The organism is Celeribacter sp. HF31 (genome assembly GCF_011806455.1).
In the GTDB taxonomy this organism is placed as follows: Bacteria; Pseudomonadota; Alphaproteobacteria; order Rhodobacterales; family Rhodobacteraceae; genus Celeribacter.
This window is the reverse complement of the sequence record NZ_JAATOT010000002.1, coordinates 86,017-111,469: the sequence shown is the minus strand read 5'-3', so window position 1 is coordinate 111,469 and position 25,453 is coordinate 86,017. Positions and strand designations below refer to the sequence as shown.

Annotated in this window: 30 protein-coding genes and 1 other RNA gene; 11 read left to right on the top strand and 20 right to left on the bottom strand. The window is 60.7% G+C overall.

From position 1 onward, the window contains the following. Positions 1 to 93: 93 nt before the first annotated feature. The 3 genes from HCZ23_RS03950 to HCZ23_RS03940 all read right to left on the bottom strand — a co-directional run bounded on the left by HCZ23_RS03950 (position 94) and on the right by HCZ23_RS03940 (position 2,803). On the bottom strand, positions 94 to 1,098 hold the full coding sequence (locus HCZ23_RS03950; RefSeq protein WP_167600418.1) for a Fe(3+) ABC transporter substrate-binding protein: 1,005 nt from the start codon (positions 1,096 to 1,098) through the stop codon (positions 94 to 96). A gap of 69 nt (positions 1,099 to 1,167) precedes the next feature. Further along, positions 1,168 to 1,992 carry a nucleoside triphosphate pyrophosphohydrolase gene (gene mazG, locus HCZ23_RS03945; RefSeq protein ID WP_167600417.1) on the bottom strand — a complete coding sequence of 275 codons (825 nt, stop codon included), beginning with the start codon at positions 1,990 to 1,992 and terminating at the stop codon, positions 1,168 to 1,170. Continuing rightward, positions 1,985 to 2,803, bottom strand: a complete 819-nt coding sequence (locus HCZ23_RS03940; protein ID WP_167600416.1) for an isocitrate lyase/phosphoenolpyruvate mutase family protein — start codon at positions 2,801 to 2,803, stop codon at positions 1,985 to 1,987. The genes mazG and HCZ23_RS03940 overlap by 8 nt, the downstream gene beginning before the upstream one ends. Before the next feature lie 191 nt (positions 2,804 to 2,994). On the opposite strand from HCZ23_RS03940, the gene cysS reads away from it, so the two are divergent. The 3 genes from cysS (at position 2,995) to HCZ23_RS03925 (ending at position 6,894) form a co-directional block, all read left to right on the top strand. Further along, positions 2,995 to 4,362, top strand: a complete 1,368-nt coding sequence (gene cysS, locus HCZ23_RS03935; protein ID WP_167600415.1) for a cysteine--tRNA ligase — start codon at positions 2,995 to 2,997, stop codon at positions 4,360 to 4,362. Positions 4,363 to 4,474: 112 nt separating this feature from the next. Beyond that, complete coding sequence (gene cimA, locus HCZ23_RS03930) at positions 4,475 to 6,115, top strand: citramalate synthase (RefSeq protein ID WP_167600414.1); 1,641 nt, start codon at positions 4,475 to 4,477, stop codon at positions 6,113 to 6,115. After that, a complete protein-coding gene (locus HCZ23_RS03925) occupies positions 6,115 to 6,894 on the top strand; it encodes a squalene/phytoene synthase family protein (RefSeq protein WP_167600413.1) in 780 nt (259 codons plus the stop codon). Before cimA ends, HCZ23_RS03925 begins: the two co-directional genes overlap by 1 nt. Here the strand turns inward: HCZ23_RS03925 and HCZ23_RS03920 are convergent. From HCZ23_RS03920 to HCZ23_RS03860, 13 genes are all read right to left on the bottom strand, one after another. Continuing rightward, a complete protein-coding gene (locus HCZ23_RS03920; RefSeq protein WP_167600817.1) occupies positions 6,867 to 7,100 on the bottom strand; it encodes a ribbon-helix-helix domain-containing protein in 234 nt (77 codons plus the stop codon). The two genes, HCZ23_RS03925 and HCZ23_RS03920, sit on opposite strands and share 28 nt — an antisense overlap. 8 nt (positions 7,101 to 7,108) lie before the next feature. Then, positions 7,109 to 7,294, bottom strand: a complete 186-nt coding sequence (locus HCZ23_RS03915) for a DUF4169 family protein (protein WP_167600412.1) — start codon at positions 7,292 to 7,294, stop codon at positions 7,109 to 7,111. Between the two features lie 67 nt (positions 7,295 to 7,361). After that, the gene (locus tag HCZ23_RS03910; protein WP_167600411.1) at positions 7,362 to 7,559 is read right to left on the bottom strand and encodes a hypothetical protein; all 198 of its coding nucleotides are present in this window, start codon (positions 7,557 to 7,559) and stop codon (positions 7,362 to 7,364) included. Positions 7,560 to 7,644: 85 nt separating this feature from the next. Next, positions 7,645 to 7,953, bottom strand: a complete 309-nt coding sequence (locus HCZ23_RS03905) for a hypothetical protein (protein WP_167600410.1) — start codon at positions 7,951 to 7,953, stop codon at positions 7,645 to 7,647. A gap of 158 nt (positions 7,954 to 8,111) precedes the next feature. Next, the gene (fumC, locus tag HCZ23_RS03900) at positions 8,112 to 9,503 is read right to left on the bottom strand and encodes a class II fumarate hydratase (protein ID WP_167600409.1); all 1,392 of its coding nucleotides are present in this window, start codon (positions 9,501 to 9,503) and stop codon (positions 8,112 to 8,114) included. A gap of 130 nt (positions 9,504 to 9,633) precedes the next feature. After that, positions 9,634 to 10,191: a class I SAM-dependent methyltransferase gene (locus tag HCZ23_RS03895; protein WP_167600408.1), complete on the bottom strand. Its 558-nt coding sequence runs from the start codon at positions 10,189 to 10,191 to the stop codon at positions 9,634 to 9,636. Between the two features lie 158 nt (positions 10,192 to 10,349). Continuing rightward, positions 10,350 to 10,841 (bottom strand): SspB family protein, encoded by a 492-nt coding sequence (locus HCZ23_RS03890; RefSeq protein WP_167600407.1) that lies wholly within the window; start codon positions 10,839 to 10,841, stop codon positions 10,350 to 10,352. 76 nt (positions 10,842 to 10,917) lie between these two features. Then, positions 10,918 to 12,186: a chromate efflux transporter gene (gene chrA / locus HCZ23_RS03885; RefSeq protein ID WP_167600406.1), complete on the bottom strand. Its 1,269-nt coding sequence runs from the start codon at positions 12,184 to 12,186 to the stop codon at positions 10,918 to 10,920. Positions 12,187 to 12,262: 76 nt separating this feature from the next. Then, a complete protein-coding gene (locus HCZ23_RS03880) occupies positions 12,263 to 13,039 on the bottom strand; it encodes a phytochelatin synthase family protein (RefSeq protein WP_167600405.1) in 777 nt (258 codons plus the stop codon). A 161-nt stretch (positions 13,040 to 13,200) separates the two neighbouring features. Further along, positions 13,201 to 13,638: a nuclear transport factor 2 family protein gene (locus HCZ23_RS03875; protein WP_167600404.1), complete on the bottom strand. Its 438-nt coding sequence runs from the start codon at positions 13,636 to 13,638 to the stop codon at positions 13,201 to 13,203. Positions 13,639 to 13,785: 147 nt separating this feature from the next. Then, positions 13,786 to 14,162, bottom strand: a transfer-messenger RNA (tmRNA) gene (gene ssrA, locus HCZ23_RS03870). 70 nt (positions 14,163 to 14,232) lie between these two features. Further along, on the bottom strand, positions 14,233 to 15,273 hold the full coding sequence (locus HCZ23_RS03865; protein ID WP_167600403.1) for an extracellular solute-binding protein: 1,041 nt from the start codon (positions 15,271 to 15,273) through the stop codon (positions 14,233 to 14,235). Between the two features lie 155 nt (positions 15,274 to 15,428). Beyond that, complete coding sequence (locus HCZ23_RS03860) at positions 15,429 to 16,142, bottom strand: FadR/GntR family transcriptional regulator (protein WP_167600402.1); 714 nt, start codon at positions 16,140 to 16,142, stop codon at positions 15,429 to 15,431. Between the two features lie 78 nt (positions 16,143 to 16,220). Between HCZ23_RS03860 and HCZ23_RS03855 the strand changes: the two genes are divergently transcribed. Together HCZ23_RS03855 and HCZ23_RS03850 are read left to right on the top strand one after the other, a co-directional pair. After that, positions 16,221 to 17,204 carry an MDR family oxidoreductase gene (locus HCZ23_RS03855; protein WP_167600401.1) on the top strand — a complete coding sequence of 328 codons (984 nt, stop codon included), beginning with the start codon at positions 16,221 to 16,223 and terminating at the stop codon, positions 17,202 to 17,204. Between the two features lie 73 nt (positions 17,205 to 17,277). After that, the gene (locus HCZ23_RS03850; protein WP_167600400.1) at positions 17,278 to 18,099 is read left to right on the top strand and encodes a sulfite exporter TauE/SafE family protein; all 822 of its coding nucleotides are present in this window, start codon (positions 17,278 to 17,280) and stop codon (positions 18,097 to 18,099) included. Positions 18,100 to 18,156: 57 nt separating this feature from the next. Here HCZ23_RS03850 and HCZ23_RS03845 read toward each other — a convergent pair whose 3' ends face one another. The 4 genes from HCZ23_RS03845 to HCZ23_RS03830 all read right to left on the bottom strand — a co-directional run bounded on the left by HCZ23_RS03845 (position 18,157) and on the right by HCZ23_RS03830 (position 20,627). Further along, entirely contained in the window at positions 18,157 to 18,357 is a 201-nt protein-coding gene (locus HCZ23_RS03845; protein ID WP_167600399.1) for a DUF1289 domain-containing protein, read from the bottom strand. After that, a complete protein-coding gene (gene ruvX, locus HCZ23_RS03840; RefSeq protein WP_175580875.1) occupies positions 18,357 to 18,821 on the bottom strand; it encodes a Holliday junction resolvase RuvX in 465 nt (154 codons plus the stop codon). The genes HCZ23_RS03845 and ruvX overlap by 1 nt, the downstream gene beginning before the upstream one ends. A 5-nt stretch (positions 18,822 to 18,826) precedes the next feature. Next, the gene (ccmI, locus tag HCZ23_RS03835; protein ID WP_167600397.1) at positions 18,827 to 20,062 is read right to left on the bottom strand and encodes a c-type cytochrome biogenesis protein CcmI; all 1,236 of its coding nucleotides are present in this window, start codon (positions 20,060 to 20,062) and stop codon (positions 18,827 to 18,829) included. 91 nt (positions 20,063 to 20,153) lie between these two features. Further along, positions 20,154 to 20,627 carry a hypothetical protein gene (locus HCZ23_RS03830; RefSeq protein ID WP_167600396.1) on the bottom strand — a complete coding sequence of 158 codons (474 nt, stop codon included), beginning with the start codon at positions 20,625 to 20,627 and terminating at the stop codon, positions 20,154 to 20,156. Positions 20,628 to 20,832: 205 nt separating this feature from the next. Between HCZ23_RS03830 and HCZ23_RS03825 the strand changes: the two genes are divergently transcribed. The 6 genes from HCZ23_RS03825 (at position 20,833) to rarD (ending at position 25,441) form a co-directional block, all read left to right on the top strand. Then, the gene (locus tag HCZ23_RS03825) at positions 20,833 to 20,994 is read left to right on the top strand and encodes a hypothetical protein (RefSeq protein ID WP_167600395.1); all 162 of its coding nucleotides are present in this window, start codon (positions 20,833 to 20,835) and stop codon (positions 20,992 to 20,994) included. Positions 20,995 to 21,142: 148 nt separating this feature from the next. After that, a complete protein-coding gene (locus HCZ23_RS03820; RefSeq protein WP_167600394.1) occupies positions 21,143 to 21,742 on the top strand; it encodes a superoxide dismutase in 600 nt (199 codons plus the stop codon). A 46-nt stretch (positions 21,743 to 21,788) separates the two neighbouring features. Next, the gene (locus HCZ23_RS03815; RefSeq protein ID WP_167600393.1) at positions 21,789 to 22,643 is read left to right on the top strand and encodes a metallophosphoesterase; all 855 of its coding nucleotides are present in this window, start codon (positions 21,789 to 21,791) and stop codon (positions 22,641 to 22,643) included. Then, positions 22,640 to 23,803 (top strand): amidohydrolase, encoded by a 1,164-nt coding sequence (locus HCZ23_RS03810; RefSeq protein ID WP_167600392.1) that lies wholly within the window; start codon positions 22,640 to 22,642, stop codon positions 23,801 to 23,803. The genes HCZ23_RS03815 and HCZ23_RS03810 overlap by 4 nt, the downstream gene beginning before the upstream one ends. Beyond that, positions 23,800 to 24,429 carry a hypothetical protein gene (locus HCZ23_RS03805; protein ID WP_167600391.1) on the top strand — a complete coding sequence of 210 codons (630 nt, stop codon included), beginning with the start codon at positions 23,800 to 23,802 and terminating at the stop codon, positions 24,427 to 24,429. The genes HCZ23_RS03810 and HCZ23_RS03805 overlap by 4 nt, the downstream gene beginning before the upstream one ends. Before the next feature lie 85 nt (positions 24,430 to 24,514). After that, positions 24,515 to 25,441, top strand: a complete 927-nt coding sequence (gene rarD, locus HCZ23_RS03800) for an EamA family transporter RarD (RefSeq protein WP_167600390.1) — start codon at positions 24,515 to 24,517, stop codon at positions 25,439 to 25,441. Positions 25,442 to 25,453: the final 12 nt, after the last annotated feature.

The following is a 25,453-nucleotide window of genomic DNA, read 5'->3' as shown; positions in this document are numbered from 1 at the left end:
TTGGTTAAATTGAGCGCTTGGTCAAATTTTGCGGGCGATCTGCGGTGGTGCCAAAGCCCCACCGCGCATGTCTGAGCAATTGGCGCTCAACGATCAGCCGTCGTAATCGACTTCTTCCGTCAGGCGCAGGGCTTCGGCGCGTTCTTCGGCCAGTCGCGCCAGAGGGATGTTGTCCGGGTGCAAATCGCCCCAGCTTTTCACCAGATCGGAAGCCTCGGTGCCCGGCACGACGGGGTATTCGGAGTTCGCCTCGGCGTAGATTTCCTGCGCGTGTTTGGAGGTCAGGAATTCAATGAATTGAACGGCTTCCTCGGTGTTCTTCGACGATTTCGTCAGCGCAACGCCGGAGATGTTCACATGCGTGCCGCCACCCTCGACGTCAAAACGCGGGAAATCGAGGCGCACGGAGTTGGCCCATTCGCGCTGTTCCTCATCGGCCAGCATTTCGCCCATGTAATAGGTGTTGCCCAGTGAGATGTCGCATTCGCCAGCCCAGATCGCCTTGACCTGTGCGCGATCGTTGCCTTGGGGTTTGCGGGCGAGGTTGGCCTTGAGGCCTTCGAGCCAGGCTTTGGTTTCCTCGGGCCCGTGATGCGCGAGATAGGCGGAGGTCAGGCCGATCATATAGGTGTGCATGCCGGAGCGGGTGCAGATGCGGCCTTTCCATTTCGGATCGGCGAGGTCCTCATAGGTGGTCACTTCGCCCTCTGCGACGCGCTCTTTCGAGGCGTAAACGATCCGCGCGCGCGAGGTCACGCCCCACCAATTGCCCTCCGGGTCATGGAATTCGACGGGGATGTTTTGTTCAAGCGTCTCGGTCATCAGCGGCTGGGTCACGCCCGCGTCCACAGCTTCGGCGAGACGCGCGATGTCGACGGTGAGGATTACATCAGCGGGCGAACGGTCGCCCTCGGCCTTCAGACGTTCGGTGAGGCCCTCGACCAGATAAGCGACATTGACCTGAATGCCGGTTTCTTCGGTGAAGGCATCGACCAGCGGCTGGATCAGCTCCGGCTGGCGATAGGAATAAACGTTCACATCGGCGACGGCAGAGGTGGCCAGAAGAGACAGGGGGAGAGCGAGTTTGAGCGCGGTCATAGGGACTTCCTTTGATTGGTCGCGCTCGTTAAATCCGAGTAAAACACTCAGGTCAAGGGGCCTCGCAGGTCACTTTTGCTTTCGGGCCGCCTTCTCCTCAGCTTTGACTTTGTCCCAAAGCGCATCCATTTCGGCAAGATCGCTGTCCGCAGGGGTCTTGCCTTTTGTCTTAAGTTCATCCTCAATCGCATTGAAACGACGCGTAAATTTGGCGTTGCAGGCGCGCAGCGCCTCTTCGGCATCCACACCCAAATGCCGCCCCAGATTGACCACGACGAAAAGCAAATCGCCAAATTCCTCGAAGACCTCGTCTTTCGTCAACCTGTCACGCGCCTCTTCCAATTCGGCGGCTTCCTCGCGGATTTTGTCCAGAACATGCGACGTGTCCGGCCAGTCAAAGCCCACGCGCGCCGCGCGTTTTTGCAGCTTCTGCGCGCGCATCAAAGCGGGAAGGCCCATGGCCACGCCGTCGAGCACGCGGGTCTCCCCACGGCGCGCGCGCTCCTTGGCTTTTTCCTTTTCCCAATCGACGGTTTGCTGCTCCGGCGACTTTTGATTGCTCTCATCACCAAAAACATGTGGATGGCGGGAAATCATTTTGGAGGCAATGGTTTGCGCGACGTCGTGAAAGTCGAAAAGCCCTTTGTCTGAGGCAATCTGCGCCTGAAACACCGATTGGAACAACAGGTCCCCCAGCTCGGATTTCAGATCCTCCATATCACCGCGCGCGATGGCGTCGTCGACCTCATAGGCCTCTTCGATCGTATAGGGCGAGATGGTCGCGAAATCCTGTTCGATGTCCCAGGGACAGCCGCTCTCCGGGTCGCGCAACCGGCGCATGATTTCCAAAAGCTGTTCAATGCCTTGCGGGACGTTGTGAATGGGATCACTCATGGCGGGCTCCTTTGGCGAGAAGCGCATCCACCCGGTCCGATCCGGCGGGGGTGCAGGTGGAAAAGTCGCCTTGGCTCAGGATGTCTTCGGCGTTGGCGATCAGGCGCTCGTGGACCGACCGCGCCAGCAAAGAGCCAAGTGAAATACGCGCCACGCCGAGGGCCGCAAAATCGGCGCGGGTCAGGTTTTGCAGTGGGCCGACGGGCAGGGCGTTCACCGGTTTCTCGGTCGCCGCCACCACGGTTTTCAGATCGTCGATGGTGCCGGGACAGGGCACATAGAGACAATCCGCCCCCGCTGCGTCAAAGGCGCGGATGCGCCGCAGGGCCTCGTCCAGATCGTAGTCGCCATTCATCACCCCGTCGGCGCGGGCCACCAAAACGAAATCTCCAGGCAGGGCGCGGGCGGCGCTCACGGCGGCTTTGATGCAGTCGACCGCCAGATCAAACTCCCGAGCGCCTGCCTTTGGAAACGCAGTGTCCTCGATGGAAATCCCCGACAATCCAGCCTCATAGGCCAGTTTTACGGTGCGTGCGACCTCGTCGGGATCATTGGAAAACCCGTTCTCGAAATCGCCAGAGACCGGCACGGAGACGGCGACCACAAGCTCCTGGGCATGGGCCAGCGCCTCGTCGCGTGTGATCGTTCCGCCATCGGGGCGCCCGAGGGTAAAGGCCTGCGCGGCAGAGGAGGTGGCAATGGCTTGCGCGCCCAGTCCCGCCAACACGCGCGCCGATCCGGCGTCCCAGGCGTTGGCGAGAATAAACGGCTGTCCGGGGCGGTGGAGGTCTCTGAGTGATGTCTCTGTCATGCCGCGAGCCTGCCGCCACAAACAAGGCTTTGCAAGCACGAAAACCCGCGCTACAAGGGCGGTATGACCAACCGTGCCGCCATCATTATCTGCTGCTGCATTATCCGCTGACATCGTCGCGCGGGTCCGGTCTCTTTTCACCTGAAATGGAAGCTGATAAGCCCGCGGGGGACACCCTGAGGGACTAGCTTATGACCATCAAGCTCACCAATTCGAAAACGCGCAAGAAAGAGATTTTCGAGCCGATCGACCCCAAAAACGTGCGGATGTATGTCTGTGGCCCGACGGTTTACGACCGCGCCCATATCGGCAACGCGCGGCCTGTGATCGTGTTCGATGTGCTCTACCGGCTGTTGCGCCATGTTTACGGGGCGGATCACGTCACCTATGTGCGCAATTTCACCGATGTGGATGACAAGATCAACGCGCGGGCGGCGGAAAGCGGGCGCTCGATCCGCGAGATCACCGACGAGACGACCGGGTGGTATCTCGACGATATGCGTGCGGTGGGGGCGATGGACCCGGATCAAATGCCGCGGGCGACCGAGTTTATCGGCGCGATGATCACCATGATTGAGGGGTTGATCGAGAGTGGTCACGCCTATGCCGCCGAAGGCCATGTGCTGTTTTCCGTCGAGAGCTACAAGGACTATGGCAAGCTGTCGGGCCGCTCCATCGACGACATGATCGCCGGCGCCCGCGTCGAAGTGGCGCCCTACAAACGCAACCCGATGGATTTCGTGCTGTGGAAGCCGTCCTCGGACGATCTTCCGGGGTGGGACAGCCCTTGGGGCCGGGGGCGTCCGGGCTGGCACATCGAATGCTCGGCGATGTCGTATGAGCTTTTGGGCGAGACTTTTGATATTCACGGCGGCGGCAACGATTTGATGTTCCCGCACCATGAAAACGAGATCGCCCAAAGCTGCTGCGCCCATCCGCAGGGCGGGTTTGCGAAGGTCTGGCTGCACAACGAGATGTTGCAGGTCGAGGGCAAGAAAATGTCCAAGTCTCTGGGCAATTTCTTCACCGTGCGGGATTTGTTGGATGGCCATGATGGGATGCCGGGCGTGCCTGGAGAAGTGATCCGCTTTGTGTTCCTCTCAACGCATTACCGCAAGCCGATGGACTGGACGGCGGACAAGGAGGAGCAGGCGAAGGCGACGTTGAAGAAGTGGCGCAAGATGACGCATGGGGTGGCCGCAAGTGAACCAGCGCCCGAAGTGGTCACTGCGCTGGCTGATGATCTGAACACGGCGGGGGCGATTTCGGTGCTGCACGGGATCGACGATCCGGCTGTGTTGCTTGCCTCCGCCAATCTTCTCGGCCTTCTGACGCCGGAACTTGGTGGCTGGGAAGAAACGGGCGTGGACCTGACTGCCTACGCCGATCACCTCTTCATTCTGCGCCAATCCGCCATGGAAACCAAAGACTTCTCCGCCGTCGACGCGATGAAAACCGCGCTCTTGGAGGCGGGTGTCGAAGTGCGCATGTCGAAAACCGGGGTCGAATTGGAGCCGGGTCCGAATTTCGACGCGGCGAAACTGGAGGGCCTTCTGTGATGCGCAGTTCTGTAAACGGAGGGCGGAGCCTGACTTGGCGGGCGCATGTGCGCCTGCCGGGGGGAAGGCAGGCGCAGCCCGTGGTGCCCACGGGCAAAAAAGGGAGCGAGCAATGACCACAACAAGCGAAAAAGACCGCCTCTACCTCTACGACACCACACTCCGCGACGGCCAGCAAACCCAAGGCGTGCAATTTTCCACCGAGGAAAAGCACCTGATCGCCGATGCGCTCGACCATCTCGGCGTCGATTACATCGAGGGCGGTTGGCCCGGTGCCAATCCGACCGACAGCGAATTCTTCGCCGATGCGCCCAAGACCAAAGCCCGTTTCACCGCCTTCGGCATGACCAAACGCGCCGGACGCTCTGCAGAAAACGATGAAGTGCTTGCGGGCGTGTTGAACGCGGGCACGGACTCCGTCTGTCTCGTCGGCAAGACCCATGATTTCCACGTCACCACGGCGCTTGGCATCACGCTCGAGGAGAACATCGAGAACATCGAAAAATCCATCGCCCATCTGGTGGCGCAGGGGCGTGAAGCGCTGTTCGACGCCGAGCATTTCTTTGATGGCTACAAAGCCAACCCGGACTATGCGATCGCCTGTTGTCAGGCCGCGTATAAGGCGGGTGCGCGCTGGATCGTGCTTTGCGATACCAACGGCGGTGCGCTGCCCGGTGAGGTCTATCAGATCACGCTCAAGGTGATTGAGGCGGGCATTCCCGGAACGCATCTGGGCATTCACACCCATGACGACACCGGCAATGCGGTCGCCAATTCGCTGGCCGCCGTCAACGCCGGTGCGCGGCAGGTGCAGGGGACATTGAACGGCCTTGGAGAGCGCTGCGGCAATGCCAATCTGACGACGCTGATCCCGACATTCCTGTTGAAAGAGCCGTATAAATCGACGCTCGACACAGGCGTCTCCGAAGACGCCCTGAAGAGCCTCGTCAAAACCTCGCGCATGCTCGACGATATCCTGAACCGTGTGCCGCTGCGCTCTGCGCCCTACGTTGGCGCCTCGGCTTTCGCGCATAAGGCGGGGCTCCATGCCTCCGCCATTCTCAAGGACCCGACCACCTACGAACACATCCCGCCCGAGACCGTCGGCAACGCCCGGATCGTGCCGATGTCCAATCAGGCAGGGCAGTCGAACCTGCGCTCGCGTCTGGCGGATATGGGGCTGGAGGTCTCGGAGCGGGCCGATCTCGGTCGCATTCTCGACCGGATCAAACAGCGCGAAAGCGAGGGCTATTCCTACGACACCGCGCAGGCGTCTTTTGAACTCGAAGCCCGCCGCGAGTTGGGCCTCATGCCCGCATTTTTCGAGGTCGAGCGCTACCGCGCCACGGTCGAGCGCCGCCGCGATGCCAGGGGGCGTGAAATTCACCTCTCTGAGGTCACGGTGGTGGTCAACATCGGCGGTGAGCGGCATCTGTCTGTGTCCGAAGGCATCATGGCCGACGGCAGCGACGGCGGCCCGGTCAACGCGCTCTCGAAAGCGCTTGTCAAAGATCTCGGACCCTATTCCGAGATGATCACCGACATGGAACTCGTTGATTTTAAAGTCAGGATTACCAATGGCGGCACGGAGGCGCGCACCCGCGTCATCATCGACTTTGAGGACGGCCTTGGCCGTCGCTGGTCGACTGTGGGCGTGTCCTCGAACATAATCGACGCGTCTTTCGAGGCGCTTCTGGATGCGGTTCTGTGGAAACTTCTGCGCGATGGCGCGACCGCGCTCGGGGCCGAATAATGTCGGTTCAGGCCTGCGCAGAGATCGTCCAAAAGGGCGACGAAGACCGGTTCCGCGCCACCATGGCCGCGCCTTTGGCGGCGCGCGAGGTGTTGTTCCCGATCCATGCCTTTTGCCTTGAGGTCGCAAAGGCGCCTTGGGTGACGCAAGAATCCATGATCGCCGAGATGCGGTTGCAGTTCTGGCGCGACGTGTTGCAGGAGAAAATCGACGGCAAGGCGCCGCGCGCCCATGAGGTGGCGGGGCCACTGGCGGCGGTTCTGGACACGGCGTCTGCGCAGGCTTTGGATGCCACGGTCACCGCACGGCAATGGGACATTTACCGTGATCCGCATGAGGATGCGACGGCGCTCAGGACCTATCTGCACAACAGCTACGCCATCCCGATGCATCTTTCTGCGCGGCTCTTGGGGGCGCCTGAGACGGCGACCAAAGCGCTCAACGCTCTGGGCTATGCGGGCGGATTGGCGCGCTATCTGATGGCCATTCCGGGGTTGCAATCGGCGGGGCGAATTCCGCTCGTTGATGGGCGACCGGAGGCGGTGTCAGAGCTTGCAAAAGAGGCTCTGGAACAGGGTCGTTGGGGCGCGCAGCAGTTGGGCAAATTGCCGAAAACCGCCCGCGCGCCGATGATTGACGCGGTAATGCATTTGCCAGTGTTGAAACAAGCGGCAAAAGACCCGGATGCGGTTCTGGATGGACGTCTGGGGCAGGGGCCGGCCCGCAAATCCCTGCGGCTGGCCGTGGCGTCTCAATCGCCGAGTTGGGCTTTTTTCTGAGTGTAATCTAGCACATAGACCCGGATGGCGGAGGCCAAGCCGCTGTCCACACCGCGCAGCTCATCAATTTCGGCGGCCAACACATTGACCGGAATATCGCGTTCCTTCGCAATGCCGCGAAAGGCGCGCCAGAATGGTTCTTCGAGCGACACGGAGGTGCGGTGGCCGTGCAAAGTCAGCGAGCGTTTGACCGGGCGCCCCATCAAGAGCGCGCTCATGTGTCGTCTCGCTTATGGGCGTCCAATTCCGATTTCGCCTTGGCCTTCTGCGCCGCTTCGAGGGCTTTTTGCGCCTTGGTGCGACCGAATTTCACGGCGTTCTGATCGCCCTCGGCGCGTTTGTCCGCGCGGGCTTTCTGTTTGCGAAACTGGTTCAGATTGGTGACGTTGTCGGTGCTCATGGGGTGCGATGTTACCGCGGGGGCGGGTTTTACGCCAGAGCCAAAACCGGCCCGTCCAATAGCTCCATCAGCGCACCGAAATAGCCCTCGGACCGCGCGGGGCCTCGGCAAAGATCACCTCCTTGCCGCGCTGGACTTGCAGGGACTGGAGTTGGTCGAGACCGGCGATGTGATCGGAGAGGGAGTTGCCCTGCGCCCAGGCGGGGCGAAGGGCGGTGAGGGCGAGGGCCGCTGAGGCGGTTGTGAGAATCTGGCGACGATACATGCCGCCAGACTGTCACAGGTTATGCGCTTTGAGGACGCACGGGCGATCACAGTCCCGCGGGTCATTCGCAAGGCGCGATTTGTCCTTAATTTTGAGGCGCGTAGGAGCGCATCACCTCTTCGTAGCGCGCGGTGGTGATCTCCGGGTTGTGGGTCTGGACGCAGGCGACCATTTCCGGGCGCGCGCCATTCGGCGCGGCGGCTTCACCCGCTTTGTAACGTTGCTTGGCGGCTTTCATCTCTTCGCGCGAGGGACGATTGGCTTTGAAACATTGGGTCAGCTCCTGTTTCGTGAGGCCCAGGTCTTTGGCGATGTCTTCGACCGGAAAGCGGCCCTGTGCCGTGGCGGGCAGGGCAAGAGTGATGAGAAACGGGGCTGCAAGAAGGGTTTTCATAGTTGGTCTCCTGTTTGATTGAGCCTCTGATACGCCCCTCCCCGCCGCCTTCCGTCGCGCAAAAAGAAAGGCGACCCGAGGATCGCCTTCACTTTAATGTGTCATGTTTTCAGCGTAGGGAAACGCTGTTTCGCGCGTAGCGGATCAGTCCGAACCAATCAGTCCTTCGGGCCGATCATCTGCTCCGGGCGCACCACGCGGTCGAAGGTTTCTTCGTCCACAAAGCCCAGCTTGATCGCCTCTTCCTTGAGGGTCGTGCCGTTTTTGTGCGCGGTCTTCGCGACTTTGGTGGCGTTGTCGTAGCCGATGGTCGGCGCAAGTGCGGTCACCAGCATGAGGCTTTCGTGCAGGAGCTTCTCGATGCGCGGCTCGTTGGCTTCGATGCCCGCGACCATGTTGTCGGTGAAGGCGGAGGCGCTGTCGCCCAGCAATTGCATCGACTGGAGCACGTTGTAGGACATCATCGGGTTGTAAACGTTCAGCTCGAAGTGACCTTGCGAGCCAGCGAAACCGACGGCGGCGTCGTTGCCCATGACGTGGGCGCAGACCATGGTCAGGGCTTCGGCCTGGGTCGGGTTCACCTTGCCCGGCATGATCGAGGAGCCCGGTTCGTTTTCCGGCAGGATCAGCTCGCCCAGACCGCACCGCGGGCCAGAGCCCAGAAGACGCAGGTCGTTGGCGACTTTGAACAGCGAGGCCGCGACGGTTTTCAACGCGCCGGAGAACATCACCATGGCGTCATGCGCGGCCAAGGCTTCGAATTTATTCGGCGCGGTCACAAACGGAAGACCGGTGATCTCGGCCATGTTTTTGGCAACGGCTTCAGCCCAGCCCTTTTTCGTGTTGAGCCCGGTGCCGACAGCCGTGCCGCCCTGTGCCAATTCATAGATCGCCGGAAGGCACATCTCGACGCGTTTGATGCCCATGCGGACCTGATGCGCGTAGCCGGAGAATTCCTGACCCAGCGTCAGAGGGGTTGCGTCCTGGGTGTGGGTGCGGCCGATCTTGATGATGTCTTTGAATTTCTCGGCTTTTTCTTCGAGCGCTGCGGCGAGTTTTTCGAGACCGGGCAGCAAGACGTCACGCGCCTGCATCGCGATGCCGACGTGCATGGCGGTCGGGAAGGTGTCGTTCGAGCTTTGCCCCATGTTGCAGTGATCGTTCGGGTGCACCGGGTCTTTCGACCCCATCGTGCCGCCCAGCATTTCGATCGCGCGGTTCGAGATCACCTCGTTGGCGTTCATGTTGGACTGAGTGCCGGAGCCGGTTTGCCAGACGACGAGCGGGAAGTTGTCGTCGAATTTGCCCTCGATCACCTCGGTGGCGGCGGCGACGATGGCGTCACCCAGCTCTTTCTCCAGCTTGCCCTGCGCCATGTTTTCCATCGCACAGGCCTTTTTCACCACGCCCAGAGCGCGGATGATCGGCACCGGCTGACGTTCCCACCCGATGGGGAAATTCATGATCGAGCGCTGGGTCTGCGCGCCCCAATATTTGTCGGAAGGAACTTCGAGCGGGCCAAAGCTGTCGGTTTCGGTACGGGTGGTCATCGGGGCACTCTCCCATGCTATGCCAAAGATTGCTTTGGCTATAAGGCCTCGGGCAGGGGCTTGCAATGTATACGCAGGCATACATCAAGGTGATAGCGCTAAAAGACCGCCCGGATTTGCTGTGAGCGCCTCAACTGACTCGACGCCGGTATTCGAAGACGCGTGCCGGCGGCAGGTTGGCCCAGATCGTGCCACGTTTCTCAGACACAAGGCCAAGCTCGCCCTGCATCTCCGGCGTGATCGGGGAGGAGTTGGCATAGGTGATCTGGGTGAAAAACGCGCCCTCTGCCATGACCTCGAAGGCACGCCCCACGACAGCGCGTTGCAGCGCGGGTTTGGCCAGCACGGGCACGCCGGAAATCACGGCGCCGATGTTGCGCAAACCGATGTCGCGGATGTCTTCGGCGGGCCGGTTGATGACATGGACTCCGGGGAATTTCGCGCAAAGCTCGACGCAAAAGCGTGGGTTCAGTTCGAGGAGTGTGAGCCGCGAAGGATCGACACCACGCGCAAGGATTTCGCGGGTAAACGCGCCTGTGCCCGCACCGATCTCGACGATGGGGCCGGACACATCCTCGACGCCGCGGGTCATGAGCTTTGCTGTGGCAGAGGAGGAGGGCGCGATGGCGCGGACCTCGTCGGGATTGCGGATCATCTCTGAGAAAAAAACGGCAAAATCGCGCGGCATCTGAGGCTCCTGTTGGCTTTGGCAACAGGGATGGTGCTGCGTGTCGGGCAAATCAAGCGGGCAGGCGTGTCTGTTACGCAAACTTCACGGGGCTGTTTCGAAAGCGATAAAAAAGGGGCCGCTTGGGCCCCTGATCATTGCAAAGATGTCGGTTCAATTTACTTGCGGAACTTGTCCAGCGAGACAATCTCCGCCTCTTTCGGCCCGTCGCTTTTCTCCGGCTCGTCCTTCGGCTCGAAAGACGTCACCTCGGCATCATGCGGGATCTCGTCTTCGTCCATTTCCTCGACGTCATATTCCTGGGTCTCAAACCGCAGGCCGAATTCGACGGAGGGGTCCACGAAGGTGCGGATCGCGTCATAGGGGATGTACAGAGGCTCCGGGCTGTCGCCGAAATTCAGCGTGATGGCAAAGCCATCGCCGGAGACCTCGAGATTGTCGAACCAATGCTGGATGACAATGGTCATTTCCTCGGGGTAGCGATCCGACAGCCAGTCGGCCAGCTCCACATCCGGGTGCATCGTGTCGAAGGTGATAAAGAAATGATGATCCCCCGGCAGGCCGTCCTTGGCCACGCCATCGAGCACTTTGCGGATCAGACCGCGCATGGCGTCGTGCATGAGATTGCCATAATCAATGGTTTTGGCCATCCGAGCGTCCTTTCCTTGTCCCTTCCTCGCAGCATAAGGGATTCTGTGGCAGAGGGAAGAGGGCTTCGCGCCTTGCTCAAAGGGCCAGGCTTCCGATGCCCAATCCGGCCAAGGCCATAAGGGCCAGCGTGACCATCAGGCCGCGTTCGAGCACAAAGAGCAAGACGGATGCGAGGACCACGAGGGCGAGCGCTTCGAACGACAGGCTGTGCAGATCGGGCAGGGTGAGTCGCACTGGCCCGAGGCTTTGCACAGAGACGCGGGTGAAGAGCACATGCAGTGCGAACCACCACGACAGAGAGGCAATGACACCGACGACGGCGGCGGTGACGGCCTTGAGCGCGGCGTCCAATCTGGGGCGTGTGGCGATCCAGTCGATGTAAGGTGCGCCCGCGAAAATCCATAGAAAACACGGGATAAAGGTCACCCAAAGCGTCACCAGCGCGCCGAGGACGCCACCAAAGACCCCCAAAGGCGTGGCGGCCAAATAGCCCACGAATTCTGTCACGAGGATCAGCGGTCCGGGCGTGGTTTCGGCCAGACCCAACCCGTCTAACATCGCCTCGGGCGTCAGCCAGCCCTGGTTTTGCACCACCTCCTGCGACATATAGGCCAAGACCGCATAGGCGCCGCCAAAGGTCACGACGGCGAGTTTCGAGAAAAACAACCCGATCGCCAAAAGCCGCTCCTGCCCGGAGAGCCAAAGCCAGATGAGAGGCGCGGCCCAGAGCGCGCCCCACATTGCCAGCGTGCGGGGCAGATGCGTGGCTTTCGGCGCCTCTGTGCGGGTGGTGGAAGGCTCGGCGCTCAAAGCCCCATAGAGACCGGCGCCCAGCACGATCAGGGGGAAGGGCACGGCGAAGGCGGTGATCAGGACAAAGGACAGCGCGGCCAAGATCCAGCGGCTCCGCGTGCCGAGGGCCTTTTTGCCCAGCCGCAAGAGCGCCTGAATGACAATGAGAACCACCGTCGCCTTGATCCCGGCAAACAGCGCCTCAGAGGCGGGGAGGTGGCCGAAATGGGCATAAAGCGCGGCAAGCATGAGCATCACGAGCGCGCCGGGGGTGACGAAAAACAGTCCGGCGATCACACCGCCGGGCACACCGCGCAGGCGCCACCCGGCATAGGTCGCGAGCTGCATCGCCTCGGGACCGGGGAGCATCATGCAGAACGACAGCGCGGAGAGAAATCCGTCCTCAGACAGCCAGCGCCGGTCTTCGACCAGCTCGCGGTGCATGACAGCAATCTGCGCTGCCGGTCCGCCAAATGACAAAAGCCCGATCCGGGCAAAACTTTTGAGGAAAAGCGCGAAATCGGGCTGCGGGAGAGCAGGCTGGGGCGACATGGGAGAGCCTCGGTCGGGAACCTTTGCTGCCTTGGTAGCCGCCCCAGCCTGTGGGTCAAGTCTTAGGTTTCAGGTCTTAACTCTGTGGCGCGAGACGCACGAAGCCGCCGGTTTGGCCTTCGAGCACACCATGTTCTGCGGAGGTCGGCTTGAGCATCGCCTCCAACAGCACCGCGGTCGGCGTCCAATAAGGGATGTACCATTCCTGGTCGACCTCAAGGATCAGCACCTCATCCTTTACGGCGTCATAGGCGCCGATGAGCGAGACATGTGGGCCGTCCCAATCGCCGGTCACGACGCCTTGGTTGAAATAGACCATAAGCGCGTCGTCTGCGCTTTCTTCGTTTTGGATTAACCAATTGCGGGCGGTTTCTAACGTTGCCTCGCTGGCGTCCACCGGTTTGAACGTCGTCACGACGTACCCCTCTAGGCCTGCGACCGGCAGGGCCGCCGTGGCGTAGGTGACGAGATCGTCGAACATGACGCCATCACCACCCTCGGCGGAAATCTCCGACCAATGGGCGTCGCCGACGGTCTCCAGGAGATCGGGTTGGGTCATCACCGTGTCTTCGGCATGAGAAGGCAGGCCGGCAAGCCCGTTGACGGCTGCGGTCACCGTGGCCACGCCACAGGCGGAGCTGGTGAATTGCGGTTTCACATAGGGCGCGAAGGCCCAGTAATCCGGCGCAGGCGCGGCTCTGAGGTAGTCCGTGGCCTCGGTCACAGGTATGGCGTTCGGGCCGAGTTTCGGCAGAGGGGCCTCCTCTTCGGCCTGGGCGGCGAGGCCTGTGCCAAGGGCAAGAGACAGGGAGAGCAGAAGCGGCGCCCCGGAAAAAGCAGCGGTCAGTTTCATATGTCACCTATTTGAGAACGGGCCATGACCGTGGGGCTCGAAAAAGGTGCCGACACGCGATCCCGCCCGTTTACTTTTGATCAAATTTCGGGATTGGCAAGCGAAACCAAACGCGAAGACCGGGAGCGCGGCAGAGATGCCGCGTTTTCAGGCGACAGTCTTCAACTCAGGGTCTCTCCCGCCAGCATAAGGGCGAGGGAATCCTTGGGCAGATTGCCCATCTGTTCGAAATAGCTGACGAAATCATAGCTGTTATGGGCCTCGATGATCTTGCCGTTTCTCAGCCGGATCATCACCTGGCCGGGAATGTGGATCGGAGACATGTCGGAGGCTTTTTTCGCATGAAGCGTCATCCGCACCCAGGCGCGGTCGTCCATTTCCATCGAATCCTCAATGCTGAAGGTGACGTTTCGGATGACATGCAGAACAGCGGGGACGAGGCTTTGGAGATCTTCGACCTGTGCGGCGAAATCGGGCAGCAAGCCATTGGCCAGCGCTTCGACATCGAAAAACTCGGCGACCGCGTCGAGATCGCCCTCGACCCAGACTTTTTCATACCAAGCGGTGAGTATTTCGAGACCGGTCACGGTGGCGCCCATCCATTTTGATGCGTTCTGCTCAATGGATATCGGCGAATTCTAAAGAATTGGTTGCCAGGACAGGATTTCCTAGCGTCAACCCGCGCCAATAAGAGTGCCAAAAGCGACAACTGGATCTGCTGTGCAACACATATCAGAGAGGGGGAAGGTGCAGGATTCTGTTGCCAGGCTCCTGCGGGCCCCGCCTTACGCTGCTAGGCGAAAGGGCTTAGATTTCGATATTTCGCACAGCTTACGCTGCGAGAGCCATCGGAGCTTTGTTGTCGTTTGCAACTAGCTTAAGTGAACCGATAACGGTGGTATCTCACCGAGACAAAGCAAAACCCCTTTAGACGTCCGTCGATCCTATTTCGTCCCCATGATCCAATCTCTTGCCGGTCCCAAACGAGAACCGAAGAGGGGTATTTGGTGGAGACGCCGGGTACCGCCCCCGGGTCCGATCCGCTTATTACGAGCGCGTTTATGTCCATAGTCGCCGAAGCGACATCCCACATGTAAGCGATGGGAGGCGCGGTTTCAAGGGGCGGTGACAGAAAGAGAAACGCCGCCCTGATCGTAGGGCGGCGCTTGCTTTTCGACTTGAAAGATAAAGGGTTAGAAGCCAGCTTTAATCTTTTCGAACTCTTCGGACTGCTTTTCCCGAAGTTCGACCGACATCGGAAGCTGCGCCAGGATCGGCGCCTCGATCGGCTCAAGACCGCCCGCGACCAGCGCCTCTTCGCCCAGCGTCGCCAGACCTTCGGTGTTCGAGATGCCGTAGCCCGCGTCCATCAGGACAGAGGCGTTGGAGGCGTCGAGGAAGCCGTTGATATAGTCATAGGCTTTCTCTTCCGAGCCGGGGCCGTCTTTGAGGTTCACGTAGCCACACAGCCAGAGCGAGGAGCCTTCGGTCGCTTCACGCTGGAAGCCCACCGGGAAACCTTCGTCGACCAGTGTCGGATAGGTTTCGTTCCAGGCCCATGCGATCAGAACCTCGCCCGTGGCCATCAGCTGTGCCAGTTCTGCGGGGTCGGTCCAATAGGTGCGCAGGTTCGGATGCACTTCGCGCAGCCAGGCCGAGGCCGCTTCGAATTGTTCGTCAGTGGCCGTCGTCCAATCCGTGGTGCCGGTCGCCAGATAGGCCAGCGCATAGGCGTCGTCCACGTTGTCCGGCAATGTCATGCGGCCCGCGTATTTCGGGTTTTTGAAGACCTCCAAAGAGGCGACATCCTCGGCTGGCACTTCGTCCGTGTTATAAGCGATGGCGGTCGAGCCGAAATCTGTCGGGATGAAATAGGCACTCGCGGCCGCGACGTCAGACCCCAAAAGGTTGCTGTCGAGTTTGGAATATTCCGTGATTTTCGCGGTGTCCCACGGCTCGATGATACCGCTTTCTTCCCATTTCTTCACGGAGCCCGCGCAGACGTGGCTGACGTCGGCCTTGAAACCGGAGACCAGTTTCTGAAGCGCTTCGTCTTCCTCGCCGAAGAAGGCGAAGGACGGCTGATCGCCGTTCTTTTCGGCGTATTTGGTGTGAAACGCCGGGTCTTCGAAGCCCGAGTAATCGAACACCAAAAGGTCCGGGTCTTCGGCGAAGGCCGCTGCCGCCAGAACGCTGAGCGCTGCGCCGCCCAAAAGGGTTTTCATCATGTTCATGTCATCTCCCTGAAAAATGGACCATGTCTGGAACAAGACGCTATCAGGCGGCTAGGCCTTTGCAAGCAAGATTCCCGTGAGTGGTGGGGGAAGGCGATGGGAAGGGCATGATGTGACGTAATTTGATCAAATTATGGGCAGGCCCGTTGAAGACCTCAACTCAAGGCCGTCCGCAGCGTCTGATCCCGCAGATAATCCATCAAAATTTCCAACCGCGCGCCCACACGCGCCTCCAAAGCCTCGACCATGGCCTCATGTAATGAAATCACCGCATCGCGATCGCGCTGGCGATAGGTCAGCATGTTCATCAAGGGCTCGATGCCTTCGACTGCCGCGGCCAGTTGCCACGACAGCACAGGATTGCCCGCCGCATCCACCAAAGCCCGGTGAAAGGCCACATCGGAGGCACAAAACGCTTCGTCCGACAACTCCGGGTCTTTCTGCCGGGCAATTTCCGCACGCATCCTGTCGAGGTGATGCTCTTGGCGATGCTTGGCCGCCAGTCGCACGCAGCCCCGTTCCAAGGCAAAGCGCGCTTCGCAGGCGGTTTTGATGTCAACAGAATTCAAAGTGATCAACAGAGTGGCGCTTGAGGCCATCTGGGCATAGGCGTCCTCAAAGGACTGACGATTGACAAAGGCCCCGCCCGTGGCGCCACGTTTGGTGCGGATCAGACTTTGTGCAGCCAAGCGTTTCAAGGCCTCGCGCACGGTGGCACGTGACACGCCATGCGCCTCGGAAAGCTCAGACTCGGAGGGCAGGCGGTCATCGGCCACCAAGGCGCCGGCCAGGATGTCCTGACGAATGCGCTCCGCGATAGCAGCGGATAAATCCTTTTGTTTTTGGGGTCTTGTGAAATTGTCAGACATTTGACTTGCCAGTGAGATCAATTGTCTGACATTTATGGGGCAGGTTTGAAAAAAGTGCAAGATGAGAAGGAGGATTCCATGCGCGCCCTGATTATGGAGCAAAACGACGATGGTCTGGCGGAACCGCAGATCAAAGACATTCCCGAATCCGATTTGCCTGAAGGCGACGTGTTGGTGCGGGTCGAGTATTCCACGCTGAACTACAAGGACGGGCTGTGCCTTTCGCCGAAAGGCGGCGGTCTCGTGCGTAAATATCCGCATGTGCCGGGGATTGATTTCGCGGGCACGGTCGAGGCCTCCGAGAGCCCCGATTTCAAACCCGGCGACAAGGTGGTGCTCACCGGCTGGCGTGTGGGCGAGGTGCATTGGGGTGGCTATGCCGAAAAGGCGCGTGTCAAATCCGACTGGCTGGTGCCGCTGCCTGAAGGCCTCTCAACACGTCAGGCCATGGCCGTCGGCACCGCAGGGTTCACTGCCATGCTCGCGGTGATGGCGCTGGAAGACCAGGGTCTGACGCCCGACAAGGGCCCCGTTTTGGTCACGGGGGCTTCGGGCGGTGTCGGCTCTGTCGCCACGGCCATTCTCGCGCATCTCGGCTATGAGGTCGCCGCCGTCACCGGGCGTCCCGAAGGCGCCGACTATCTCAAATCGCTTGGCGCCACCCAAATCGTCGCGCGGGACGACATCAGCGAGACCGTCAAACGCCCCCTCGAATCCGAGACCTGGGCCGGGTGTATCGACGCGGTGGGCGGATCAATGCTGGCGCGGGTGCTGGGCCAGATGAAATACGGCGGCTCTGTTGCTGCCATCGGGCTTGCAGGCGGCGCTGACCTCCCAGCCACGGTCATTCCGTTTTTGCTGCGGGGTGTGAATCTTCTGGGCATCGACTCCGTGATGCAGCCGAAAGACAACCGCATTCGCTGCTGGACCCGCATCGCCTCCGACCTGCCTATGGAGAAACTCGAAGAGATGGTGCGCCCCGCGACGCTCGAAGACCTGCCCGCGCTTGGGGCCGCGATCCTCAAAGGTGGTGTGAAAGGCCGGGTCTTGGTCGAACTCTGAGCATAAGCGCAGGCGACACCATTTAAAAACGCGCTCTTCTCAAGAGCGCGTTTTGTCGTTAACGCTTTGCGCCATGGATATGTCGACACTTCTCCCCTTCGCCGCCCTGATCGCCGTCATCGGCGCCTTCGCGGGCATTTTGGCCGGTCTTTTGGGCGTGGGGGGCGGTATCGTTCTTGTTCCGGCCTTCTATTACGCCTTTGCGGGGCTGGGCTACGACAGTCCGCAGCTCATGCAAATCTGCCTCGCCACCTCCTTGGCGACCATCATCGTGACCTCGATCCGTTCCGTCCTGTCGCACCACAAAAAGGGCGCGGTGGAATGGTCGATCCTGAAAAGCTTTGCGCCGGGGATCGTCGTGGGCGCCGTGATCGGCGTGCTCGTCGCCTCCAGCCTGCGCTCGGCCACGCTTCAGATGATCTTTGGCGGTGTCGCGATTTTCATTGGCCTTTACATGGCCTTCGGCAATTCCGCCTGGCGGCTGGGCTCGGAGATGCCGAAAGGCATCATGCGGGTCATCATCTCGCCGCTCATCGGCTTTCTCTCCGTGCTCATGGGCATCGGCGGCGGCTCCTTCGGGGTGCCGACCATGACGCTTTACGGCGTGCCGATCCACCGTGCCGTGGCAACCGCCGCGGGCTTTGGCGCGATCATCGCGATTCCGTCGGTGATCGGGTTTCTCTTCGTCGATCTGCCCGCCGAGGTGACGCCGCCCTTCACCGTCGGTGCCGTCAATATCGCTGCCTTCCTCTTGGTGATCTGCATGACGCTGATCACCGCGCCTTTGGGGGCGAAAATCGCCCATGCCATGGACCCGAAACCCCTGAAACGTGTGTTCGGCGGTTTCCTGATCCTTGTCGCGCTCAACATGCTGCGCAAGGCGCTGATGGCGTGAGGAGGATTGAGTATTTCGAGCACAAAGGAAACGCCGTCTCCTTTGCTGCAAAAATACTCACTTCTGACGTTTAAGCTTTTCCGCGCGTTGCGGCAGTTCCGCCATGACTTGGCGGCGCGCCTCAGCAGTCATCCGCGACCAGGCCGCGATTTCGTCGATCGAGCGGGCGCAGCCCAGACAGAGCCGGGTGTCCGGGTCGATTTTGCAAACATTGGTGCAGGGGCTTTCGATTGTCTGACGCGATGTCGCCGTGGCCATCACAGGTTCCTCAAGCGATCCAGCGCGCCTTGCAGGATCACGCCGGCGGCGACCTGGTCGATCTTATCGGCGCGTTTGGCGCGGGACATGTCGGCCTCCAACATGGCGCGGTCAGCGGCCACAGAGGACAGGCGCTCGTCCCAGAAGGTGATCGGCAGGTCGGTCAATTGGCTCAGATTGCGGGCAAAGGCGCGGGTTTTCTGACAGCGCGGGCCTTCGGAGCCATCCATGTTACGCGGCAGGCCCAAGACGATGCCGGAGACTTCACGCGCGGCCAGGAGTTTCAGCAAAGCCTCAGCGTCCTGGGTGAATTTCTTGCGCCGGATTGTCTCGGTCGGGGTGGCGACAGAGCGTAGCCGATCGGAGATCGCGACGCCGATGGTTTTGTCGCCAAAATCCAACCCGGCGAGCGCACTCATAGCGGGCAGGGAGGCGTTGAATTCTGCGACGTCATCGGTGATCAGGGCGCTCATTCGACAAGTCCCGCACGTTCGGCGCCCTGACGGATCACGGCCAGCGCCTCGGGCGAGGGGCCAAAGATCACCTGCGCCTCGTTCCAGATCGCGCGGGCACGGTCGGTGTCGCCCAGCATGGCGAGAGAGGAGATCAGGCGGCCCCATTCCTCGGGCGAGCCGCCTTCGTTGGCGAGGCGCGCGGACAGGCCTTCGACCATGCCGCGGATCATCTCCTGGCGTTCTTCGGGCGTCATCTCGGCGGTGGCGTCGATGTCCTCTTGGGTGGGCCCGCGCAGACCGTTCTCCATCGGGGCGGGCGGCAGGGTGTAGCGCACACCGGCGGCCTGGGCGACGGCTTCGATCTGGGCGCGGATTGGCGGCACCCAAGGGTCGTCTGCGGCCGAGGAATTCAGCAGAGGACGCCAGAGTTTGAAGGTCATATCGGGACGGCCGTTTTGGGCGAACATCATGCCGGAATAGTAGATCGCCGTGCCGTTTTGCGGATCGCGGCTCAGGGCCTTGGACAGGGCTTCCTCGGCCTCGGGCGAGACATAGCCGCCTGCGGCGAGGATCATCATATCGGCGAGATCTGCGTAATCGTCGGCGGTGGCGCCGGGGCCTTTGATGCGGATCACCTCTTGTTGGGCGGCATAGGCACGGTCGTAATTGCCGATCACGGCCTCGTTGCGGGCCAGCAAAATGTGGCCCTGAAGATCGTCCGGGCGGGTTTCCAGCGCGGTGCGCAATTGGGCGACGAGGGTCAAAAGACGTTCGTCAGGCTCCTGGATGGGCGGCGAGGAGGGGCGGGTCTGTTCGATCTCGGCCTGAGACGGGCGGTTGGCGCGGATCTCTTCGGCCACTTCGAGGCGATGCGAGAGCGGCAGGTCTTCGTATTTGGGTTGGCCGAGATCGCTGTAGAGCCAGATCCCGCCGCCGATCACCGCCGTGCCCAGCGCAACCGCGGCCCAGATCGGGGCAGCGGTGGTGGTTTTCGCTTTGGTCTCCCGCGCTTTGTCGGCCTCGAGCAGGCGGCGAGAGACCTCGACTCGGGCGCGTTTGGCGTCCTCGTCCGAGATCACGCCACGGGCCGCATCGCGATCGACCTCTTTGAGCTGGTCGCGGTAGACCTTCATCTCGATCTCCGCCGCAGAGGCGCTGTCGGCCCCGATCCCGCGCGACTTGCGCAAAGCGAGCGCCAGAGGGGCGGCGGACAGGATGGCGATGGCAGTGGCGATGATCCAAAAGGTCATGTCAGGGTCCGTCAAAGAGTTTCCGTTCGGAAGGTGTATCCGGCGGAGGGGCTTTGCGAAACCCCTTATGACGTGGGTGTGACCGGCTGTCTCAACCTTTATGTGTTGGACTGTCTGCTGACGCCGGGCCTTGAGGCTCCTTTTGAGACGCAGGGAGGTCTCGGATATCGAAATCGATGTCGACAATATCGACAATATTATCGTCGTCCGTCTCTGGGGTGTCCCATGGCCCCGATGTCCTTGCCTTGAGCTGGGGGTCTTTGTCTTGCCACCATTCTTTGCGTTTTGCGTATCGAAAGACGTTGAAAATCATAATCGGCATGGGGGTGAACGCGCCATAGAAGGTCATGCGCGACAGGGCCTCACGCAGATTTTGCGTGACGATTTTACGGCGCGGTGCTGTGTGTCTGATGGGGCGTTTGCGATCTGAAGGGAGCTTGGCGGCCTGGCCGGACAGCCAAGCGTCGGTTTGGTCAATCGTCTGGGAGAGCTGGCGCAATCTCTTATGCGCCCACCAACCCAAAAAGGGGAACGCCAAAACCATTAAAATCCAGAGCCAAAACATGTCTTCAATCTAAAGCCTCTCTCAAATCTCAGGCAAGATGAAACCTGCTCCTTGTATTTTCCATGGTGTATTTTCCACAGTGTATCTGCCAGTGCGCATTTTCTCCTGTGCATTTTCGGAACCCTCTGGCGGCGGTTTACGTTGTGTTTTCAATCGGTCCCGCTTGGGGCCGTTGACACAACGGTTTGACATTAAGGAGACAGTCATGAGTGGCGAAAAAAGTGGTGGCAATACCGGGCTTGGCATTTTGGTGGGCGCGATACTCGTTTTGGTGGTCGGGATCGCCTATTATCTTTTCACCGGCGGGGATGTTCCGCCGATTGGCGATGAGCCTGAGATTCAGATCGATCTGCCGGACGGCAATTGATCCTTGGGCATACAAGCGGACAGCGGCGAACACCCGCTGTTCAGCTTTTCTGGAACGATTCCAGTGTTTCGCCCTTGACCCGAGCCCGGCATCGGATCACCTATAACCCGGATCTGAAACGCATCACTGCTGACTTATGGAGGCCCCAATGGCTTTTGAACTTCCCGATCTTCCCTATGCACACGACGCTCTCGCCGATCTCGGCATGTCCAAGGAGACGCTCGAGTATCACCACGACCTGCACCACAACGCCTATGTGACGACCGGCAACAAGCTGATCGAAGGCACCGAGTGGGAAGGCAAATCGGTCGAAGAGATCATCAAAGGCACCTATGACGCTGGCGCCGTTGCTCAAAACGGCATCTTCAACAACGCGTCGCAGCACTGGAATCACACCCAATTCTGGGAAATGATGGGCCCGGGCGAGAAGAAAATGCCGGGTGAGCTTGAAAAAGCGCTCGTCGAATCCTTTGGCTCCGTCGAAAAATTCAAAGAAGATTTCGCCGCCGCAGGTGCCGGTCAGTTCGGCTCCGGCTGGGCTTGGCTCGTCAAAGACACCGACGGCTCCCTCAAAGTGACCAAGACCGAAAACGGCGTGAACCCGCTCTGCTTCGGCCAGACCGCTCTTTTGGGCTGTGACGTCTGGGAACACTCCTACTACATCGACTTCCGCAACAAACGCCCGGTCTACCTGTCGAACTTCCTCGACAAGCTGGTGAACTGGGAAAACGTCGCATCGCGCATGTGATCCGGTGAACGCGGGATTTTACATCCTTCTCGGGCTGGGAGCCGTCTTGCTCCTGGCCCTTTTTTACGGGGTCTGGATCGAACCCGCCTGGCGGCTGCGCGTCAAACGCTATCGGGTCGAACACCCGGCGTGGGGCGCGAGGGCGCCGATGCGGATTGTGATCATCTCCGATCTGCATGCGGGCGCGCCTTACATCCCGTTGTCGCGGGTCAGACGGATCACCCGCAAAGCCAATCGGTTGGCGCCGGATCTGGCGGTGCTGTTGGGGGATTATTCCGCGGCTCATGGCTGGACCTGGGGGCAGACGGGCAAAGACGACATCATCGACGCGTTGAAAGAGTTTCGTGGCACACTCGGCACCTATGCCGTGCTCGGCAATCACGACTGGTGGCAGGATTTTGATGCCGCCAAGGCCCGCGTGCCTTGCGAAGCACAAAAGGCGCTGACCCGTCACGGCATTCCCTTGCTGGACAATGAGGCGGCCAAATTGGCGCATGAGGGCGGCGAAGTCTGGCTCGTCGGTCTGGGCGATCAACGCCCCTATGACGAGGGACCGGATGGCGAGGGTTTCGACGATCTGGAGGCCGCCATGCGCGAGGTCACCTCGGAGGCGCCTGCGATCCTTTTGGCGCATGAACCCGATCTGTTTCCGCATGTCCCCGCGCAATGCATCCTGACCCTGTCGGGCCACACCCACGGCGGACAAATCCGCATCGGCAACCGCTCTCCCATCATCATGGCGGCGGAGAACGAGACCTATTCCTACGGGCGCTACGAGGCCGAGGGGCGCGTGTTGATTGTCTCGGGCGGGATCGGCTGTTCCGAATATCCGGTGCGCATCAACATGCCGCCTGAGATTACGGTCGTGACGCTTTGCGGTCCGGAGGAGACGACCTCATGACACATCCGCTTCCCGGGGCCTGGACCCTCGCACCGGACACTTTGGCCGAGGCGATCGCCCTGCGCCACGAGTTGCATCGCTTTCCCGAGGTGTCAGGCGAAGAGCATGAGACCGCCAAACGCATCGCTCAGCGCATGCGTGATCTTGGCGCGGAAGTGATCGAAGGGCTGGGCGGCACGGGGGTGGCCGCCGTCTTTGGTACTGGCGCGAGAACCCTGATGATCCGGGCGGAGCTGGATGCTTTGCCGATCTTGGAGGATTTTGGCCCCGAATATCGGTCGCTCACGGAGGGCGTCGGACATCTCTGCGGCCATGACGGCCATATGGCGACGCTTTACGCGGTGGGCTGCGCTCTGTCTCAGCGTGCACCTGCGTGCCGCGTCGTCCTGATGTTCCAACCCGCCGAAGAGACCGGGCAGGGCGCCCGTGCCGTGATGGCCGATCCGAAATTCGCTGCACTCACCCCCGATCTGGCGATCTCTTTGCACAATCTGCCAAAGCTGCCACTCGGCTCTGTGGCCTTGCAAGAGGGGCCAGTGGCCTGTGCCTCGCGCGGGCTTCATATCCGCTTCACCGGCCAGACTTCTCACGCCGCGCGGCCTGAAAATGGCCGCTCGCCCGGTCTGGCCCTGTCTGAACTGATCCCGGCCCTGGGTGCCTTGTCGCGGGATTTGCCGACCGAAGACCCGGGCTTTCGGCTCTGCACCGTCACCCACGCGCGGCTCGGGGTGCCGTCCTTTGGCATCAGCCCCGGCGAAGCGGAGTTGCAAGTCACACTGCGCACGCTTTTGAACAGTGAAATGTCCGCACTTGAAGCCGAGGCCCGCGCGCTGATCGAGACCTCCGCCGCAGCTTTCACCCCAGAGATCACCATTCATGACGCTTTCAGCCATTCGGTGAACGCCCCCGAGGCGACCGCGCTCTTGGAAGACGCGGTGAAAGGCCTGCCGCGTGTCGAGGGCGCGATCCCGATGCGTCCGTCGGAGGATTTTGGCCTTTTCGGCACGGAAATCCCGGCGGCGATGCTGTTTTTGGGGTCGGGCGAAGATCAACCCGAGTTGCACAACCCGGATTTCGACTTTCCCGATGCGCTCATTCCCTTGGGGGCGGAGATTTTCCTGAACGCGATAGAGGCTTTTTGCCAAGGAGATATGATGTGACCGGCGGGACGACCTATGCGGCGTTTCGCACGGCCTTTCTGGCGCGGTTTGAGGCGGCGAGGGTCGCCTTCGATCCGCTGTTGCTGTGTTTCATGGACGGTCTCGGTGCGGCCGGGCATGTCCATATCGGCGGCGAGACCGTCGTCACGATCGAAGACCCGACGCGGCCCGAAGGCCTGACGAGCGATGTCTATTTCTGCCAGCCGCCCGATCTGGTGCGGCATTGGTTCGGTGAGGGCGGCTATGAGGATCGGATCATTCCCTTTCTGCACGCCTCGAGCACCGGGTCTTATATCGCGCTCTGGCAGGTGGAGGGCCAGCCTCAGTGCTACGTGTTCTTAGGCGATGAGGGCGAATGTCTGACTTTGGCTGAGAGCGCCAGCGATCTGATCCGGCTTTTGGCCAATGGATATATCGAGATTTACGGCCGCGACTCTTTGGCGGAAACGCCCGAAGAGCAGTTCGAAGACAGCTTTGATGAGGAATTCATGCCGCCGTCTTTGGCACGGTCTCTCTGTCTCGAGTTGACCGGGGAGGCCCCGCCCGAGACTTATACGACGCATTTGCCCTATGTGCCGGGTGAGGACCCTTTCGAAGCCTTTGTGACGAAGGCGATCGGCGGATAAGCTCTGCAATGCGCGCATGAGGGATCAGATGCCTTGTGCATTTTTGTTCCTTGCCAGCCGTCAATGAAAGGCGCTTTGTCCGCCCATGACTGAGACACAAAAAGGCTGGGTCGCGCTCTTGCTCGCGCAGACCCTCTGGGGCATCTCGCCGCTCTATTACAAAGCCATGGCCATGGTTCCGGCGACAGAGATTCTGGCGCACCGGACGATATGGACCTTCGTGCTCTTTGGCATCTGGATCGTGCTCAAGGGACGTCTGGGCGAGTTGCGGCGCCTGATCAGCGGCCCGCAACAGAGCAAGGTGATCTTCGCGGCGCTGTTCATTTCGGTCAACTGGGGCTTGTTCATCTATTCCGTGCAGTCCGGGAAGGCGCTCGAGGCGGCCTTTGGCTATTATGTCTTCCCGCTTGTCGCCACTTTGGTGGGCGTCGTGGTGTTCAAGGAACGCCTCTACGGGTTGCAATATCTCGCGATTGTGCTGGCCATGGTCGCGGTTCTGGTGCTTGGCATCGGGATCGGCTCCCTGCCGTGGATTGCGCTCACGCTGGCCGTGACCTTTTCCATTTATGGCGCGATCAAAAAGACGCTGGTCGCGGGGCCATTTCTTTCGGTCGCAGGCGAGGTGGTGTTCCTCGTGCCTCTGGCGCTGATCGGGCTTGTGGGCATCCACCTCTACGGCTGGGGCGGGACAGAGACCCAGCCCGCGGGCGCTTTCGGCACGTCCTGGTACATGTCCCTCATGCTGATCGCCTCGGGCGTGGTCACCGGCGTGCCGCTGATCTTTTTCGCCGCCGCCGCGCGTCGCCTGCCGCTCAACATCGTGGGCATGGGGCAATATTTGAATTCGACGATCCAGTTCCTTTTGGCCGTTTTCGTCTTTTCCGAGCCCTTCACCCATTGGCACGCCATCGCCATGCCGTTGATCTGGATCGCTCTAGTGCTCTACACGCTGGAGGTGCTGCGTCAGGACCGTTCCGCGCGCCGGGCCCGCAAGGCGCGTTGTTCGGCTTGAGGTGGTTTCAAG